This is a genomic window from Mesorhizobium sp. GbtcB19, from assembly GCF_019091085.1.
Classification (GTDB): domain Bacteria; phylum Pseudomonadota; class Alphaproteobacteria; order Rhizobiales; family Rhizobiaceae; genus Mesorhizobium.
In genome coordinates this window covers 1-15,333 of sequence record NZ_JAGXJY010000027.1, presented here as the reverse complement: position 1 = coordinate 15,333, position 15,333 = coordinate 1, and the positions used below count along the sequence as shown (strand labels likewise).

Annotated in this window: 15 protein-coding genes; 11 read left to right on the top strand and 4 right to left on the bottom strand. The window is 64.9% G+C overall.

From position 1 onward, the window contains the following. Positions 1 to 63: 63 nt before the first annotated feature. Positions 64 to 1,296: an MFS transporter gene (locus KVT37_RS28830; protein WP_217578416.1), complete on the bottom strand. Its 1,233-nt coding sequence runs from the start codon at positions 1,294 to 1,296 to the stop codon at positions 64 to 66. Between the two features lie 98 nt (positions 1,297 to 1,394). On the opposite strand from KVT37_RS28830, the gene KVT37_RS28825 reads away from it, so the two are divergent. The 10 genes from KVT37_RS28825 to KVT37_RS28780 all read left to right on the top strand — a co-directional run bounded on the left by KVT37_RS28825 (position 1,395) and on the right by KVT37_RS28780 (position 12,468). Continuing rightward, positions 1,395 to 2,303 carry a LysR family transcriptional regulator gene (locus KVT37_RS28825; protein WP_217578415.1) on the top strand — a complete coding sequence of 303 codons (909 nt, stop codon included), beginning with the start codon at positions 1,395 to 1,397 and terminating at the stop codon, positions 2,301 to 2,303. A 202-nt stretch (positions 2,304 to 2,505) separates the two neighbouring features. Further along, positions 2,506 to 3,054, top strand: a complete 549-nt coding sequence (locus KVT37_RS28820; RefSeq protein WP_217578414.1) for an isochorismatase family protein — start codon at positions 2,506 to 2,508, stop codon at positions 3,052 to 3,054. A 181-nt stretch (positions 3,055 to 3,235) separates the two neighbouring features. Continuing rightward, positions 3,236 to 3,691 carry a GFA family protein gene (locus KVT37_RS28815; protein WP_217578413.1) on the top strand — a complete coding sequence of 152 codons (456 nt, stop codon included), beginning with the start codon at positions 3,236 to 3,238 and terminating at the stop codon, positions 3,689 to 3,691. Positions 3,692 to 4,333: 642 nt separating this feature from the next. After that, entirely contained in the window at positions 4,334 to 5,656 is a 1,323-nt protein-coding gene (locus tag KVT37_RS28810) for a hypothetical protein (protein WP_217578412.1), read from the top strand. After that, on the top strand, positions 5,656 to 7,074 hold the full coding sequence (locus KVT37_RS28805) for a hypothetical protein (protein WP_217578411.1): 1,419 nt from the start codon (positions 5,656 to 5,658) through the stop codon (positions 7,072 to 7,074). Before KVT37_RS28810 ends, KVT37_RS28805 begins: the two co-directional genes overlap by 1 nt. 47 nt (positions 7,075 to 7,121) lie before the next feature. Then, positions 7,122 to 8,405: a hypothetical protein gene (locus KVT37_RS28800; protein WP_217578410.1), complete on the top strand. Its 1,284-nt coding sequence runs from the start codon at positions 7,122 to 7,124 to the stop codon at positions 8,403 to 8,405. A gap of 4 nt (positions 8,406 to 8,409) precedes the next feature. After that, positions 8,410 to 9,501 carry a trypsin-like serine protease gene (locus KVT37_RS28795; RefSeq protein WP_217578409.1) on the top strand — a complete coding sequence of 364 codons (1,092 nt, stop codon included), beginning with the start codon at positions 8,410 to 8,412 and terminating at the stop codon, positions 9,499 to 9,501. A gap of 24 nt (positions 9,502 to 9,525) precedes the next feature. Further along, on the top strand, positions 9,526 to 10,776 hold the full coding sequence (locus tag KVT37_RS28790; protein WP_217578408.1) for a S8 family serine peptidase: 1,251 nt from the start codon (positions 9,526 to 9,528) through the stop codon (positions 10,774 to 10,776). Between the two features lie 110 nt (positions 10,777 to 10,886). Beyond that, positions 10,887 to 12,089 (top strand): amidohydrolase family protein, encoded by a 1,203-nt coding sequence (locus tag KVT37_RS28785; protein ID WP_217578407.1) that lies wholly within the window; start codon positions 10,887 to 10,889, stop codon positions 12,087 to 12,089. 223 nt (positions 12,090 to 12,312) lie between these two features. Next, positions 12,313 to 12,468 (top strand): hypothetical protein, encoded by a 156-nt coding sequence (locus KVT37_RS28780; RefSeq protein ID WP_217578454.1) that lies wholly within the window; start codon positions 12,313 to 12,315, stop codon positions 12,466 to 12,468. A gap of 107 nt (positions 12,469 to 12,575) precedes the next feature. Here KVT37_RS28780 and KVT37_RS28775 read toward each other — a convergent pair whose 3' ends face one another. The 3 genes from KVT37_RS28775 to KVT37_RS28765 all read right to left on the bottom strand — a co-directional run bounded on the left by KVT37_RS28775 (position 12,576) and on the right by KVT37_RS28765 (position 13,772). Next, complete coding sequence (locus KVT37_RS28775) at positions 12,576 to 12,872, bottom strand: putative quinol monooxygenase (protein ID WP_217578406.1); 297 nt, start codon at positions 12,870 to 12,872, stop codon at positions 12,576 to 12,578. A 22-nt stretch (positions 12,873 to 12,894) separates the two neighbouring features. Continuing rightward, positions 12,895 to 13,209, bottom strand: coding sequence for a GYD domain-containing protein (locus KVT37_RS28770; protein ID WP_217578405.1), 315 nt, complete (start codon positions 13,207 to 13,209; stop codon positions 12,895 to 12,897). Between the two features lie 287 nt (positions 13,210 to 13,496). Next, positions 13,497 to 13,772 (bottom strand): hypothetical protein, encoded by a 276-nt coding sequence (locus KVT37_RS28765; RefSeq protein ID WP_217578404.1) that lies wholly within the window; start codon positions 13,770 to 13,772, stop codon positions 13,497 to 13,499. Between the two features lie 291 nt (positions 13,773 to 14,063). Here KVT37_RS28765 and KVT37_RS28760 point away from each other — a divergent pair, with 291 nt between their 5' ends. After that, complete coding sequence (locus tag KVT37_RS28760) at positions 14,064 to 15,233, top strand: PLP-dependent aminotransferase family protein (RefSeq protein ID WP_217578448.1); 1,170 nt, start codon at positions 14,064 to 14,066, stop codon at positions 15,231 to 15,233. Positions 15,234 to 15,333: the final 100 nt, after the last annotated feature.

Sequence of the window (15,333 nt, the reverse complement as noted above, 5' to 3'; positions counted from 1 at the left end):
GCCCCCCTCATCCGTCGCCTTCGGCGACACCTTCTCCCACAAGGGGAGAAGGAAAAGACTGCGCTACCCCACCCAATCCACCACCAGCGCCATCACCCCGAACACCGCTCCAACCGCGCACACCGCATTCCACCCGCCCCAGGCCCAGGCGATGCCCGCCAGCAGCGAGCCGATGGCGCCGCCGATGAAGAAGATGCCGACGAACAGCCCGTTGATGCGGCCGCGCGCCTTCGGCTGCAGCAGGTTGACGGCGCGGCGGCCGAGCGTCTGGTCGCCGACGACGCCGATGTCGAGCAGCACCGCGGCAGCACCCATCAGCACCAGCGGCAGCCATGCGCCGCCGGTCTCGGCGGCACCGGCAAAGGCGGCGAGTCCGAGCGCCGCGATCAGGGCCAGATGGCAGACAATCGTCGCCGGCCGCGTCCAGCCGCGGTCGCCGGCGCGGCCGAACAGCGGCGTCACCGCGGCACCCCCGGCGCCGACCAGCGCGAACAGCGCGATGCCTTTCTGGCTGAGATCGAAAGGCGGTGCCGCGAGCCTGAGCGCCACCGCCGTCCAGAACACGCTGAAGCCCGCCATCACCAGGGCGGCGGTCAAGGCGCGCCGCCGCAGCACCGGCTCCTGGCGCAGAAGCTCGAGCAGCGAAGCAATGAGCCCTGCATAGCTCGCATGCGCCAGCGGTCTACGATTCGGCATGGTGAAGCCGAGCAGGAGGGCGAGCAGCGCCAGCGTCGCGGCGACGATGCCGTAGAAGGCGCGCCAGCCGAAAGCGTCGGCGACGAGGCTGGCCAGCGGCCGCGACAACAGGATACCGATCATCAGCCCGCTCATCACGTCGCCGATGACGCGCCCGTCCTGTCCGGGCGGCGCCATCGAGGCGGCGACCGGCACCAGCACCTGGATGCAGGAGGACGCAGCACCCAGCACGAACAGCACGAGGAGCAGCGAAGCGGCCGACGGCGCGACGGAAGCGACCGCCGCCGCCAGCACCGCAGCGCAGAGCATGCGCAGTACCAGCACGCGGTTCTCGACCAGGTCGGCGAGCGGCACCAGGAAGAACAGCCCGGCGGCATAGCCGAGCAGCGCCGCCATCGAGACGAGCCCGGCCTCGGACGCCGCCGCCCCCAGCGACGGGCCGATCAGCCCGACCAGTGTCTGCGGCGCGAAGATGTTGGTGATGATGATGCCGACCGAGCCGGCAAACAGCAGCGTCTGCGCCCTGGTGATGGTGCCGGTTGCCGCGGCCGGCGCGGCGAACGCCGCTGTCACGGCTTGAGCGTTGTCCGATCCGTCCATGATGAGTCCTCGCTATCCGCATATCTCATCAGGACTTTATTCCAGATCAGCATAATGCTACAATTCAAATGACCTGATAATGATTATGCGAGGTTCGCATGAACATTCACGATCTCGAAGCCTTCGTCGCTGTCGTCGAGACCGGCTCCATCGTCGGCGCCTCGGCCAGGCTGAACCTCACCCAGCCGGGCGTGACGCGCCGCATCCAGAACCTCGAGGAGCGACTGGCGACCCCCTTGCTCGACCGCCAGTCGAAGCCGCTGAAGCCGACGGTCGCCGGCCGGGAGGCCTATGAGCATGGCCGCCGCGTGCTGCGCTCGCTGGAAGACCTGAAGGCGGGCGTCTCGCTGGACGGCGCGGTGCGGGGCGAGTTCCGCCTCGGCATCATGCCATACCTCTCGACCAGCGCCTTGTCGGCACCGCTCGACAGCCTGCGCGAAGCCTTCCCGCGGCTGACGCTGAAGATCACCTCCAGCCTGTCGCCGCGCCTGGTCGAGCAGGTGCAGCACAGTGAGATCGACGCCGTCGCCGTCTGTCTGCCCGAAGGGGTCGCGCCGCCGCCGGAGCTTGCCGGCGACGATCTCGGCACGCAGTCGGTGCTGCTCGTCGCTTCGCCCGGGCTCGGCGTGCCGAAGCCGGTCGAGATCGATATGCTGTCGCGTTACCCCTGGGTGCTCAACGAGACCGGCTGCGGTTTTCGCGCCTTTATCCGCCACCGTTTCGAGGTGGCGCGGCTGCCGTTCCATGTCGGCGTCGAGGCGCAAGGCGCGGACTTGCGTATGTCGCTGGTGGCGCGCGGCCACGGCATCGGCATCGTCACGCCGGGCGCGCTGTCGGGCAGCCAATGGCGCGACGCGGTCGAGGTGGTCGACTGCCCCGGCTTCAAGCCGCAGGTGCGCTGCTGGCTCTTGCACCGCCCGCCGGCCGGAAGGCTGGCGCAGCCGATCGCGGTTTTTCGCGATGCGCTGGCGGAGGCGCTGAAGGGCCCGATGCCGCTGATGTCGTAGAGTTCCCCCTTCTCCCCTTGTGGGAGAAGGTGTCGCCGAAGGCGACGGATGAGGGGTGCTCCAGGGAAAGCCAGCGTCTCACTCCGCTGGAACACCCCTCATCCGTCTCGGCGCTATCGCGCCGATCCACCTTCTCCCACAGGGGGAGAAGGAGAGGGCGCTCCGCCTTGACCCACCCCCTGCCCACGCTATTTTCGCCGCCATGCCACACACCACCCCATCCCCCACCGCGCCGCTCATCGTCATCGACCTGCAAACCGGCATGTTCGACGGTCGCTTCGACCCGCCGATCCATGACGCCGACGCCATCGCCGGGCGGACGCGCGCGCTGATCGACTGGGCGCGGCATTCCGGCCGCAAGGTGGCGTTCGTGCGCCATGACGGGCCTGAGGGCGATCCGCTGGCGCAGGGCTCTTCCGGCTGGCCGGTCTGGCCGCTGCTCGGCCAGGCCGCAGATGAGCCGACCTTCGGCAAGAAGGTCGGCAACGCCTTCTCCAACCCCGAATTGGCCGAATGGGTGGCCGGGCAAGGCGCCAAGGATGTCGTGCTCATCGGCGCCCAGACCGATTTCTGCGTCGCCGCCACCGTCAAGGGCGCCTTTGCCGAAGGGCTCGGTGTCACCGTCGTCTCCGACGCGCATTCGACGCTGGACAGCGACCAGGAAAAGGCGCCGGAGATCATCGCCCGCCATAACGAGGCTTTTGCCGGGCAGGGCGTACGAATGACGACGACGGCGGAGCTGGTCGGCTGAGCGCTTTTCTCCTTCTCCCCTTGTGGGAGAAGGTGGATCGGCGCGATAGCGCCGAGACGGATGAGGGGTGTTCCAGCGGAGTGAGACGTTGGCATTCCCTGGAACACCCCTCATCCGTCGCCTTCGGCGACACCTTCTCCCACAAGGGGAGAAGGAAAAACCTCGATCCAAGGAGCCCATCTTGCCCGACCTCGCTCTCCCCGCCGAAGGTGGCTGCCGCTGCGGCCGCGTGCGCCTGAGGATCTCGGCAAGGCCATTGCTCACAATGGCCTGCCACTGCACCGGCTGCCAGTCGATGTCGTCCAGCGCCTATTCGCTGAGCGCGGCCATTCCCTCCGAGGGTTTCGAGATCACCAGGGGCGAGGCGGTGATCGGCGGCCTGCATGGCGCGTCGAGGCATTATTTCTGCGGCAACTGCATGACTTGGATGTTCACGCGCCCCGAAGGGCTCGACTGGTTCGTCAACCTGCGCCCGACCATGCTCGACGACCATGCCTGGTTCACGCCCTTCATCGAGACATGGACGGCTGAGAAACTGCCCTGGGCCGCGACAGGAGCGGTGCATGGCTACGCTGCGCTGCCTTCCTTCGAGGACTATGAGCTGCTGGTCGCCGAATATGCCAGCGCGCAAGCCTGACCAACAGCGAGGCTGATCAAAACCGGACTGATCGAAAAAAAACGGCGACCTTGGCAAGGCCGCCGGTGGCATTTCCGTCAATGGTCGACGCGTCCGTTGGGGGCGCATTGTTGGGGATGTGCTTGGGCGTCCGCGTCGACCACGGCGGCCTCATACCGCAGACTTCACCATGACATATTTGCCGCCCTCTGAAACTTCCGCGAAAGCGGAATATGCCGGGCCTCCGGAACAGGGTGGGACGCCGCGCCAAATGCCCGGGCGATAGCCTTCCAGGCCGCCCGCGCTTTTTAGCGCACCCTTATAAATATGGTGCTATTTCAATTGCTTGACATCGCCGGTCGCGCGACCCCGTCAAGTAAAACACCAGTTCGGTCCCGGCTGCTTCGGTTTCAATGCTTTGGAACGGAGCTCAATCTCGAAGCGGGTGGCAGGCCTGGATGTTCAGCCGCGGCCTTTGCATGGTCGTCCGCCATCCATACTGTGGCTAATTTCAGAATATCTGTGGATACTAAATAAAACGGCTCGCCTCGGTCGGCAGTTCTGCCATCCTGCATTGGAGGGGGATCAACTCTCATGCGGGTTTTGCGCGGAAGTTTCAAAACTGCCGTTGGCGTAGCTTTGTCTTGTTTGTGCCTGCTGGTCTTGAGCGGCAAGGCAACCTTGCTCGCGGCCGAGACGCCGCCGCCCGACCGCCAGCAGGCCCTTCTCGATGCCGTCAGCGCGGCGCAGAAGAAGCTGGCCGATGCCGTGCAGGCAAAGAAACCGGCGGATGCCGAAGTCGCCGCGCAGGACGTTGAGAAGGCGCTCGCCGCCTACCGCGCCGAGCCGACACCGACTGAAATCGTCGCAAGAAGCGGCGACCTCGGCGCTTGGCTGAGGTCTCACAAGCCGTCTTCCGGCACCGATCCGGTCAGCGCGGCTCTCGTCAACCTCGCACTGGACATCGCCTCCTATCGAGGCGAACCAACATCAACCGAGATTGCCGTAAAAAGCAGCGATCTCGGCGCGTGGCTCAGGTCCCACAAACCGCCTTCCGGGACCGATCCTGTCGGCACGGCTCTCGTCATCCTCGTCCAGGATATCGCTACCTATCGCGGCCTCGGCAAGCCGGATCTGATCGGAAAGGCGGCTCCGGAACTTTCCAACTGGATCACCGCCACCAACTGGGGGCCTGCCGACAACACCAAGGATCCATTTGACCTCGCGGAAGCGATCATGCTGAAGATGCGCGTCGTCGATCCCGACAAGGCGGCCGCGTCCTTCGGCAAAATGGCGAAGATCATGGTCGGCACGGAAGCGTCGACACCTATCTATCGGCCGCCTTTCGAGCGGGTCGGCTACGCCAACGACATGAAGTCGGCCCTCCTGACGCTGAACGATCCAGTGGCGAGGGCAAGACCGGTCGACTGGTTCACGACGCAGGCCACGCAATTGCGGGATCTGTTCGGAGGCGCCGACGCCACGGCCGTCGCGGCCACTTTGCCCAGGCGCACCCTGCTGCAGAACGATCCCAAGGCAATGGATGCGGCCAAGGCCGCCAAGGAAACGATCGTCCTGCTGCAGAGCGGCTACCGGCCGCAGATCCACATCGTCGACGCGCTCTATGGCGATCTGCCGACGGGGCGGTATTCGAAACGGGTCTGCAACGCCACGCGCACCATGATCAGCAAATGCGAGCGCAAGGACAGCTGCCATCTCGACGACGGCTACAAGCTCGCGCTTTGCGGCTACGATCCGATCCCGGCGGCCGACGACCGCACACGGGCCGTGGCCGTGCAATACGCTTGCTTCACCGGTGGCGACGCTGTCTGGGACAGGCTGGCCAGCCATCCGCTGGAAGATCCGTTCGAATACAGCGACCTGACCAACATCCGCAATCCGGCCACCGGCTTCGCCATCCTGCGCGGCACCACGATGGAACTGCGCTGCCCCTTCGACGCCAACGCTCCAACGGTGACCAAGTGATGCGGCGCTGCTCCCTGTCCCGGCTGACGGCGCTCGCGGCCGCAGCGGCGCTCACGGCCTGCTCGGTCGTCGGTTCGGCGCCGATGCTGGAATACACCCAGGTATCGGGCGTCCATTCCGCCGCTACCGGCGCGCTGCCCTGCGCCAGCCGGCTGGGCTCCTACTCGCTGCCGAAGAGCCTGCTGCACGTCGTCGTCCTGCAGCCCGTGGGTGGCGGCGTCAACAGCGTCAAGGTCGAGCAGGCGGACAAGAAGGTGCCGGATAACAGGCACACCTACTGCCTCGATCATCTGGCCAGCGCTTTCGCAGACGACACGGTGCGCGTGTTCAAGGAAAGGGTCACGGCCACGGATTCCACTCCGGCCAAGGAGGCGACGCCGTTCCTCCAACTTGTTGCCTCCAATGCCGTGGATCAGACCGCGACCATCATCCGCAAGCTGATCCGCACAGCCTTCATCCTGATTTCGGGCAATCCGAATTTCGCCGGCGCGCGCTCGGCTGTCGGCGGCGGGGCGGCAACCGAGGTCGTGCGCGATCTGACCTTCGATCCGTTCGACCAGCAGGAGGTGGCCGAGATCAACCAGTCGATCGCCCCGCTTGGCTTCTGCGTCGTGCTCGGCGACTATTCCTATGACATCGACGCAATCTCGATCGACGCTTATTGCGCCGCGCCGCAGAAGGCCGAGGCGAACCATCCGTCCAGGACGGCCGAGATCGCGGCCAGCCAGCGCTACCTCGTTCCAAAGCCTAAGAGCGGCATCTTTTACCGGCCGCGCGCCAACTATCCGGTCTCCGTCTATGTCAAGGCCGATCCCGGAAGCTCCGAGCGCTGGCGGCTGGCGCAGATGCAATATTTCGCTTTCGAGAACATCTCGCCGGTGATCTCGGTCGGCATCGACAGGGCGGTCTTCGCCACCCGCCGCACCGGCCTTGTCTTCAAGGACGGGGTGCTGACCGATGTGTGCCTCGCCAAGGGCAGCGAGGCGGCCAGCTTCGTCAACATTCCGCTCGATGTGGTCTACGGCATCATCGCCTTGCCCACGCAAACCATCCAGGCGTCGGTCAACAGCAACAAGACGCGCAGGGATCTCATCACCGCGCAAAACGATCTTGTCGAGGCCCAGAAGGCCTACATCGCCTATCTGAAGGATTCCGGTAACAGGAACACGCCCAACATACCGCAGCACACCGACGCGCAGCCGTTGAAACTCGGAGCCACCGTGGGCGGCGCGATGACGGCGACCGGCGTGCCGGCGCCGCAGGGCACGGTGGCACTCGCCGACTATGGGGCCGCGCTCTCCGGCGACACCGCGCTCATCTCCGGCGACGCGGTGCTGAAGGACATCTGTCCGGAATTGCTCAAAGCCAATGTCGGTACCGTCCAGGTGGGGACGAGACCCACGACGGTGCAGTTCTGATGCGCCGCGCGGGATCGTTCCCGGCCCTGGCAGCGGCATGTCTGGCCTTGCTTGTTTCGGCGTGCTCGCAGTCGATGCTGGAGACCGGTTCGGTCGAGGGGCCGGCCGGCCTGGCGACCGCTTCGCCGCCAGGCGCATGCCATGTCAATGCCGGCGCCTATTTTCTGCCAAAGCGTCTCGTTCATGTCGAAATCGGCGGCTCGCCCGCCAATTACGGCCTGAAACTGATAGCCAATACCGAGCTGGTCAGCGACACGACGGATACATTCTGCCTCGATTTCCTGTTGTCGGCTTTCTCCAACGACCGCGTCGGTATTCAGCGCAGCGAAAATGGCCTGCTCGCCCGCATCTACACGTTCGCCGACGACAGGTCGAAGCCGATTGCGAATGCGATTATCCAGGCGACCGGGGACCTCATTGCCGCCTCGAAAGCGCAGGAACTCGCCGATCTCGGCCGATCGGCGCAACTGCAACTCAGCGACACCGCGCTCTATGCGACGCTCGACTACGATCCGTTCGACAGACGCGAGGCCGAGGCGGTCAACAAGGCGCTCAGGCCATTCGGCTATTGCGTCTACATGGACGACCGCGACGACCCTTATGTGGAGGGATGGTCGCCGCAATTGTGCCGCCAGCCGAGCGCTGGCCGCGCTGTCTATCCGGACCAGCAGGAGAGAGCCGATGCCCGCAAGCTGATGCAGCGCGGCGTGCTCTACCGGCCGGAACTGTCGCACCGCATCAAGATCCTGCGCAAGAAGGATCCTGACAGCCCGAGCGAACCCTGGCTCCTTGCCGGCACCGAATACGTGTCGATGCCGAACCATGCGCCGATCTTCGCGCTTGGCGTCAACCGCGCCATGTTCGTCACGGCGGAGACCGACGTGGTCTTCGAAAACGGCCTGTTGAAGAACGTCACCGTCGTGAAGCCAAGCGAGCTCAATGCCGCCGTGGATATTCCGCTCTATGCCGCGCAGGTGGCGCTCTCGATCCCGGCCGCGACGCTGTCGATCTTCCAGAACGAGGCCGCCAACCGCAAGGAACTGTGGCAGACCAACGCGGAACTGATCCAGACGCTGCGAAAGATGCGCCAGGACACCACCGCCGACCAGGCGCTGGCGAAAGGCGATATCTCGGTCGGCCAGCGCCTGGCCGTCGGGCCGGACGGCGGCGGCGCCGTCGCGGCAGTCGCGCCGGCGGCTCCGGGTGTCCGCTCCGCCGAGACGACGTCGCCGGCTTTGCAGCGGCTGGGCTCCTGCCTCGACGACGAGACGATCAACGCCACGCCCGAAGGCCGCGCGCAATGCTTCCAGGCGATGCAGGCGGGAGAGTGAGGCGATGAACGGATTGCCGGGCAGGGGGCTTTACGCGGTCTCTTCCGCCGTGCGCCTCGCCTTTTTGGCAGCCTTGCTCGTTGCCGTCTGCATGGGACCAGTCGCCGCGGAAGACGACCCCTATCAGACCGGGACATTTCAGACGTTGCAGGCCGGCACCGGCGCGCCGTCCGTGCCCGACGACCGCGAAGGCCAGTTCAGCCCGCAGATGATCAATGCGGCGCCGGTGCCGTCGGGCGTTTACCAGGACGTCGTGCGCATTACCTTCCGCCCGTCGCCCGCCAGTGATCAGGAAGCAGTCTGCACCGGTACGCTGCTTCACGACCAGCACGCGGTGCTGACAGCTGGCCATTGTTCCTGCGGCGTGATCGCGAGCTACCGGTTTATTGACAAACGCACCTTCGATTTGCCTGATGATCCGGACACGATCGCGAAATTTACCTTACGTCCAGTCCGCGAAGCGGTGCGCTTCCCTGGCTACGTTTGCGACGACGCTGTCGACAATGCAGGCCGCGACCTGGCGCTGTTTTTCGTGCAGAGCCGTCAGGACGAAAAGGATGGCGAGGACCCGACGCCCAGTGGACCACTTACGCGCGTCGCCAGCATGCACGCGGTTTACGCGTCCGGAGCCAAGCAACTCACCGCCGCCGGTTACGGCATCACGCAGAACGGCACGTTCTCGCGCACGCTTGAGCGCGGACGCATCGACATCGGTTCTTATTTTTGCAGCCAGGGCAATTTCGGCGGAACGCCCTGCGCCGGCTTTCATGAATTCGTGCTTGGCCGTGTCAGCGCCGGCAGCACGGGTATCCCTGTCGACACCTGTAACGGCGACAGCGGCGGTCCTGTCTACTGGTATCCTCCCGAACAGACCGACGCAAAAGGGAAAACCTTCCTGCCGCCGCCGGCGCTGGTCGGCGTAACCTCACGCGCCCTGATCTATGCCGATCATCTGCCTGGAATGCTCTGCGGCGGCGGGGGCGTCTACACGGCCATCGGTCATTCCGATGTGCTCAACTGGCTGTGGTCGTTCGGGGTGCATGTTCGCACCGTTGAGCTGACCTTGGCGCCGGAAGGCTCCGGCAATTCGCAGTAGCACTCGATCGCGAGGGGGAAAGCCATGCGCAAACCCGGGCCAGCCAAAGCTGTCAAACAGGCGAAGAAACGCAAGCCGGCGAAAAGTGCCGGCCAGCGCGCCAAGGGGCGCGACAAGTTGCGCGCCGCCGCCGCGACAGAAATCAATTTCGTTGCTCCGCCGATACCGGATCAGATCCCGTTCAAACCATCGTCCGGCCACGCCCTCGAAATGGCCGAGGTCAGCAGCCTGGTGCATTTCGAGCAAGCCCATGCCATCGCCAACGGGGAGGGCGTGACGGCGGCGGTGCTCGACAGCGGCTGCTTCACCGGTCATCTCGATTTCCAGCCCAGCGACCTGCGGATCGCGGCCAGCGTCAACTGCATGTCCGATCCGCCCGGAGACGATATCACCGATGCGTCCGGCCATGGCACCCATGTCGCCGGCGCGCTGGCGGCAAAAGGGGTTCATATCGGCGTCGCGCCTGCCTGCCGCATCGTGCCGGTCAAAATTCTCGAAGGCACCGGCTCCGACCAGAGCGCGGACATAAGCTCGGCAATCGCCAACGGGCTGAACTGGGTTCTCGACAATGCGGACCGGCTGGGCATAAGCGTTGTCTGCCTCTCGGTCGGCGACAACAAGAATCATGCCGACGATTCAGGCTTTGCGGCCAACCCCGTCACCCAGGCGATCCTGGCACTGGCGGCGCGCAACATTCCTGTCGTGGCCGCTGCCGGCAATTACTACGGCCTTTTCGCCACGAAGGAACTCGCCGCCGAGGGCATGTGCTATCCGGCGATCGTCAGGCAAGTGGTGAGCGTCGGCGCCGTCTACGACCAGCCCTGCAACGACGCTGCCGGCCGCCCCTGCAGCCTGGGAGCGGAATACGGCAGCCCCTCGACCCAGAGCTCGCGCGCCGATCAACTCGCCATCTATACGCAGCGCATGGAAAAGGTCGACGCCGACGGCTGCGGCACCGTCATCTTCGCGCCGGGTTCGTGGGTGCTCGCAACCGGCATCGGCGGCAATGCCGGCTCTTCCATCGTGCGCCAGGGCACCAGCCAGGCGGCGCCTGTCGTCGCCGGCGTCATTGCGCTCCTGCAGTCGCTGCACCTGAAGGAGAAGAGGAATGCTCGTCCCGATATCGCGATGCTGGTCCGCATCATCAGGCAGTCGGCAAAGGTCATCGAGGACGATTCGGAGGTCACCAGCCTGGCCGTTACCGGCAAGCGCTTCCTGCGCGTCGACGCGCTCGCGGCGGTAACGCAGCTGCAGCAGGAGCTGGCAGTGGCATGAGGGCAGACCTGCTCTAAGAGAAGAAGATAAGTCGAGACGAAACAGTTTCTATCTCTGGCGGCATTGACCTTGGCCCGCCAAGCGACGACCACTGATGCCGTTCACTTTCAATGGATTGCATCTTGAACCAGACTCATTTTCTCAACGCCAGGCTGGCCGACGGTACGGTCGCCGACCTCACCGTCGCCGGCGGCCGCTTCCGCGCCATTGCGCCGGCCGGCAATGCAGCCGGGTCCAGCGCCATCGATCTCGCCGGTCAGCTCGTGCTGCCGGCCTTCGTCGAGGGCCATATCCATCTCGACACGTCCTTCTATGGCGATGCCTGGCGTCCGCACATTCCGTGCACCAACGGTTTCGACGTGCGCGAGCGGGTGGCTTTCCAGATGCGCAACCTCGCGCAGGCCGCGCCGATGGCGGAGCGCGCGAAGAGCCAGCTCGAGCTCTGCGTCGGCCATGGCAGCCTCGCCATGCGCAGCCACGTCATGGTCGACGCCGCGGTCGGGCTGAAGCATGTTGAGACGATCCTCGGCGTGCGGGAGAAATACCGCGACTTGATCGACATCCAGCTCGTCGCTTTCCCGCAGAGCGGCATCCTATCCTCGCCCGGCACGGCGGAGCTGCTCGACGAGGCGCTGAAGCTCGGCTGCGACCTCATCGGCGGTCTCGATCCGGCGAGCTTCGACCGCGACGTGAAAGGCCATCTCGAAATCGTCTTCGGCCTTGCCGAGAAACGCGGCGCCGGTGTCGACATCCATCTGCATGACGGCGGCACGCTCGGCCTGTTCGAGATCGAGGAGATCGCCGCCCGGACCACGGCATCGGGCATGCAGGGAAAGGTCGCCGTCAGCCACGCCTATGCGCTGGGCGACATTTCAGCCGACGCGCTGGCTAGGGCCGGCGAGCGCATCGCCGCCGCCGGCCTCGCCATCATGACCAACGCGCCCGGCGACCATGCTTTCCCGCCCGTGGCGGCGCTGCGCAAGGCGGGTGTGACGGTCTTTGCCGGCTCCGACAACATCCGCGATTCCTGGTGGCCCTATGGCGATGGCGACATGCTGAACCGCGCCAACATGATCGGCTACCGCTCCGGCTTCTACGAGGATTGGGAGCTGGAAGCCGCCTATGACGTGGTGAGCCAGGCCGGCGCCAAGGCGCTAGGGCTGGAAGGCTACGGCATCGCCGCCGGCGCCAAGGCGGATTTCGTCGCGCTCAAGGCCGAGCATGTCCCGGAAGCCGTGGTGGCTGTGCCGAAGGAGCGCACGGTCTATCGCGCGGGCAGGGAAGTGGCGCGGGGCGGGAAGGTGGTCGCGTAAGTCGTCAAGCAGCGGCGTGCCGTTCGCGCCGATGCCTCATCTGACACGCAAGCCATCTGGCCGATCCCATAATTTAGTTTGCATGCATATGTTTCAAGCCGCTTCGGCTTCGTGAAGCATTTCACCGTTCGCGCGCAATCCGCTGGTTACAGACGCATCGCAAAAGCGGCGCCGGGTGAATGGGCGGCATCGGTTTTGCGCCGCTGATTTATGGGAGCTGTCCATGTTCAAAAGTCTCAACCGGATACGTGCTGCCTTCGCGCAGGCCAGCAAGCGCCGCCGCACGACGCGCGAGCTCAACGAGCTGCCGGCAGATATCCAGAAGGACATCGGCTGGCCGGACAGGACCGAGCCGGACGAAATCCGGTTGCCGTTCTGAGGTAAAGACAAACGCGCCGCCCCAACGCGGGCGGCATGTCGCCGAGTTCAGCCGCCGGCGTCGGCCGGGCACGCATGGTGGCCCGGCCACGCTTACAGGAAACGTCCTCAGCCAATTTCGGCAACGACTGTGCCGGACACCGGATCGGTCACGCCGAGATCGCCGCCGAGGTCCTCGAGCATATCGCGGAACGTGTCGAGAATGCCGATCATCATCGGGCGCGCCGCGGCGAGGCTGTCCATGTCGTTCCATTCGCCGACCATGCAGAATGTGCGCTCGCCGGTCTTGATCAAGGCGCCCTTGCGAAAGCCCTTGGCGTTCAGAGTTACCTTCTCATGCGCGTCGATGAAGGCCTTTTCCTTGCCCGGCTTGGTGCGAAAGCGAACTACATTGTAGGCGGTCATGGTTTCCTCCTTCAGTCTGGCATCAGCCGGCCGGCTTGTAGGCGCCGGCGGCCTTGTTGGCCGCCGCGATCACCGCCTTCATGTCGAGCTCTTCGAGAACGACGAGATCGCTCACCGAACCGCTTGCCCGCACGGCGAGCGTCATGCCCATCCCGGCAATCTGGTCCGGCACCTCGCCATTGACGATGACGTCGTAGATGCCGCGCGTGAACATCAGGCTGTGCATCCGGCCGCCGACACTTTCAAACAGCGCCGCAATGGCTACTTCCCGATTCGATCCTTGCATCAGCCCTTTGGCGGCATGGGGTTCGTAAGTCGCGAGTATGGTAACCTTCATGGGATCCTCCTCCAGATATCAGTGCCCGGCTACCCAATGATGCGGGCAGCACGGGCGTGCCTGTTTCTCCTGGCATTTGACTGGTCCGTGGACCGCTCGGACGATCGTGCGCAACGGGCGGTTCGACCGGAGCGTACCTCCAGCTCGAGGTAATATGCTCTCTTTCTAATATAGCGGCAATTAGGCGATTTGCTTGGCCCCTTGCCACGCCGCCCGCCTGACGGATCGTTGCCGGCGACAAGGCGGGGTGGCGGTCCTCTGGCCCGCCACCCTGCCGTCTAACCCGATCAGGCGTGGCCGGCCAGCGCATTCAACTTCGCGCAGAATTCGGCATGCGGCTTGCTCATCGCCGCGTCCTGGCATTCCTTCATCATTGCCGTCTGGTGCTTCTTCGACATCTTGGCCCAGACCTTCTTCATGTCGGCGTCCGACTTCATCGTCTTCATGGTCTTGTCGGTGAAGAAGGGCGCCATCATCTTCGGCTCGTCGAGGATGCCGGCGAATGCCGTGCCGGCGATGACCGACGCGGCCAATAGGCTCAGAAATGCGATCTTCGTATTCATAGCCTGTATCTCCCATCTTTTTTGGCTCCCTGCAGAGCCACTTCATCAGTACCACCTATGCCGGTTGAATTAGAGGCGACTGATATTTACCGTTGGTCACGTTTCGGTGACTATTATGGTCGGGGCAGCGGCAGGTACGGCCGCGATTGGCCTGCGCCCGATACGCGGCTGGGCTATTCAACTCGGCAGAAAAGCCTGATAATAGGTCAGCCAAGTTGACCTAAATAGAACACGCCCCACGGGAGGTGCGCCTTGACCCTGTTGAACCTGCTGGCCTCGCGCTCCACGCGCATGAAGGCTTCGGAAATCCGCGAGCTGCTGAAGCTGCTCGACCAGCCGGACATCATCTCGTTTGCCGGCGGCATTCCCGACCCGTCGCTGTTTCCGGCGCAGGCGATCGGCGATGCCTATCAGGCCGTGCTCGGCGGCCCCGAAGCAGGGACGGCGCTGCAGTATCAGGTCAGCGAAGGGTTTTTGCCGCTGCGCAAATGGCTGGCCGGCCAGATGGGCAAGCTCGGTATCCAGTGCGACGAGGGCAACATCTTCATCACCTCCGGTTCGCAGCAGGCGCTCGACTATCTCGGCAAGCTCTTTCTGTCGCCGGGCGATACGGCCTTGGTCACCTGGCCGACCTATCTTGGCGCGCTGCAGGCCTTCAACGCCTATGAGCCGCGCTACGACCGGCTGAACACCGCCGGCGGCAACATGACGCCGGAGGCCTATCGCGCCGCTGCGGCCGCGAATGGCGGCAAGGTGAAATTCGCCTATCTGGTGCCGGATTTCGCCAATCCGACCGGCAACACGTTGGACGCCAGGCAGCGCGAGGCGGTGCTTGACCTTGCCGGCGAACTCGACATCGCCGTGATCGAGGACGCCGCCTATCGCGCGCTGCGTTATGACGGCGAGGGCGTGCCGCCGATCCTGGCGCTGGATTGCGCCCGCTCGGGCGGTATCGACAAGGCGCGCACGCTCTATTGCGGTTCCTTCTCGAAAATCCTGTCGCCCGGCATGCGCGTCGGCTGGGTCTGCGCGCCGCGCCATGTCGTGGAAAAGCTGGTGCTGATGAAGCAGGCCTCCGACCTGCACAGCCCCTCGATCAACCAGATGGTCATGCACCGCGTCGCCGAAACCATTTTCGACGGCCAGGTGGAAAAGCTGATCGGCGCCTACCGCAAGCGCCGCGACGCGCTGCTTTCCGCACTCGAAGCCAACATGCCCGACGGCATTTCCTGGAGCCGCCCGGACGGCGGCATGTTCGTCTGGCTGACGCTGCCGGAAGGCGCGAACGCCACCGAGCTCCTGGCGCGTTCGGTCAAGGAGGCGCGCGTCGCCTTCGTGCCTGGCAACGCCTTCTACGCCGACGGCACCGGCCGCAACACGCTTCGCATGTCGTTCACGCTGGCCGACGACCGCGCGGTGGGTGAGGGTGTGCCGAGGCTGGCGAAACTGCTGCGGAGTTGAAGCTGCTGATCTCCCCCACAAGGGGGCAGGGCTATCGCATATGGGTCAGGGCCTGGATTAGGTAGTCGTCGTTCCATGCGCATTTCTTGATGCGGTGGCT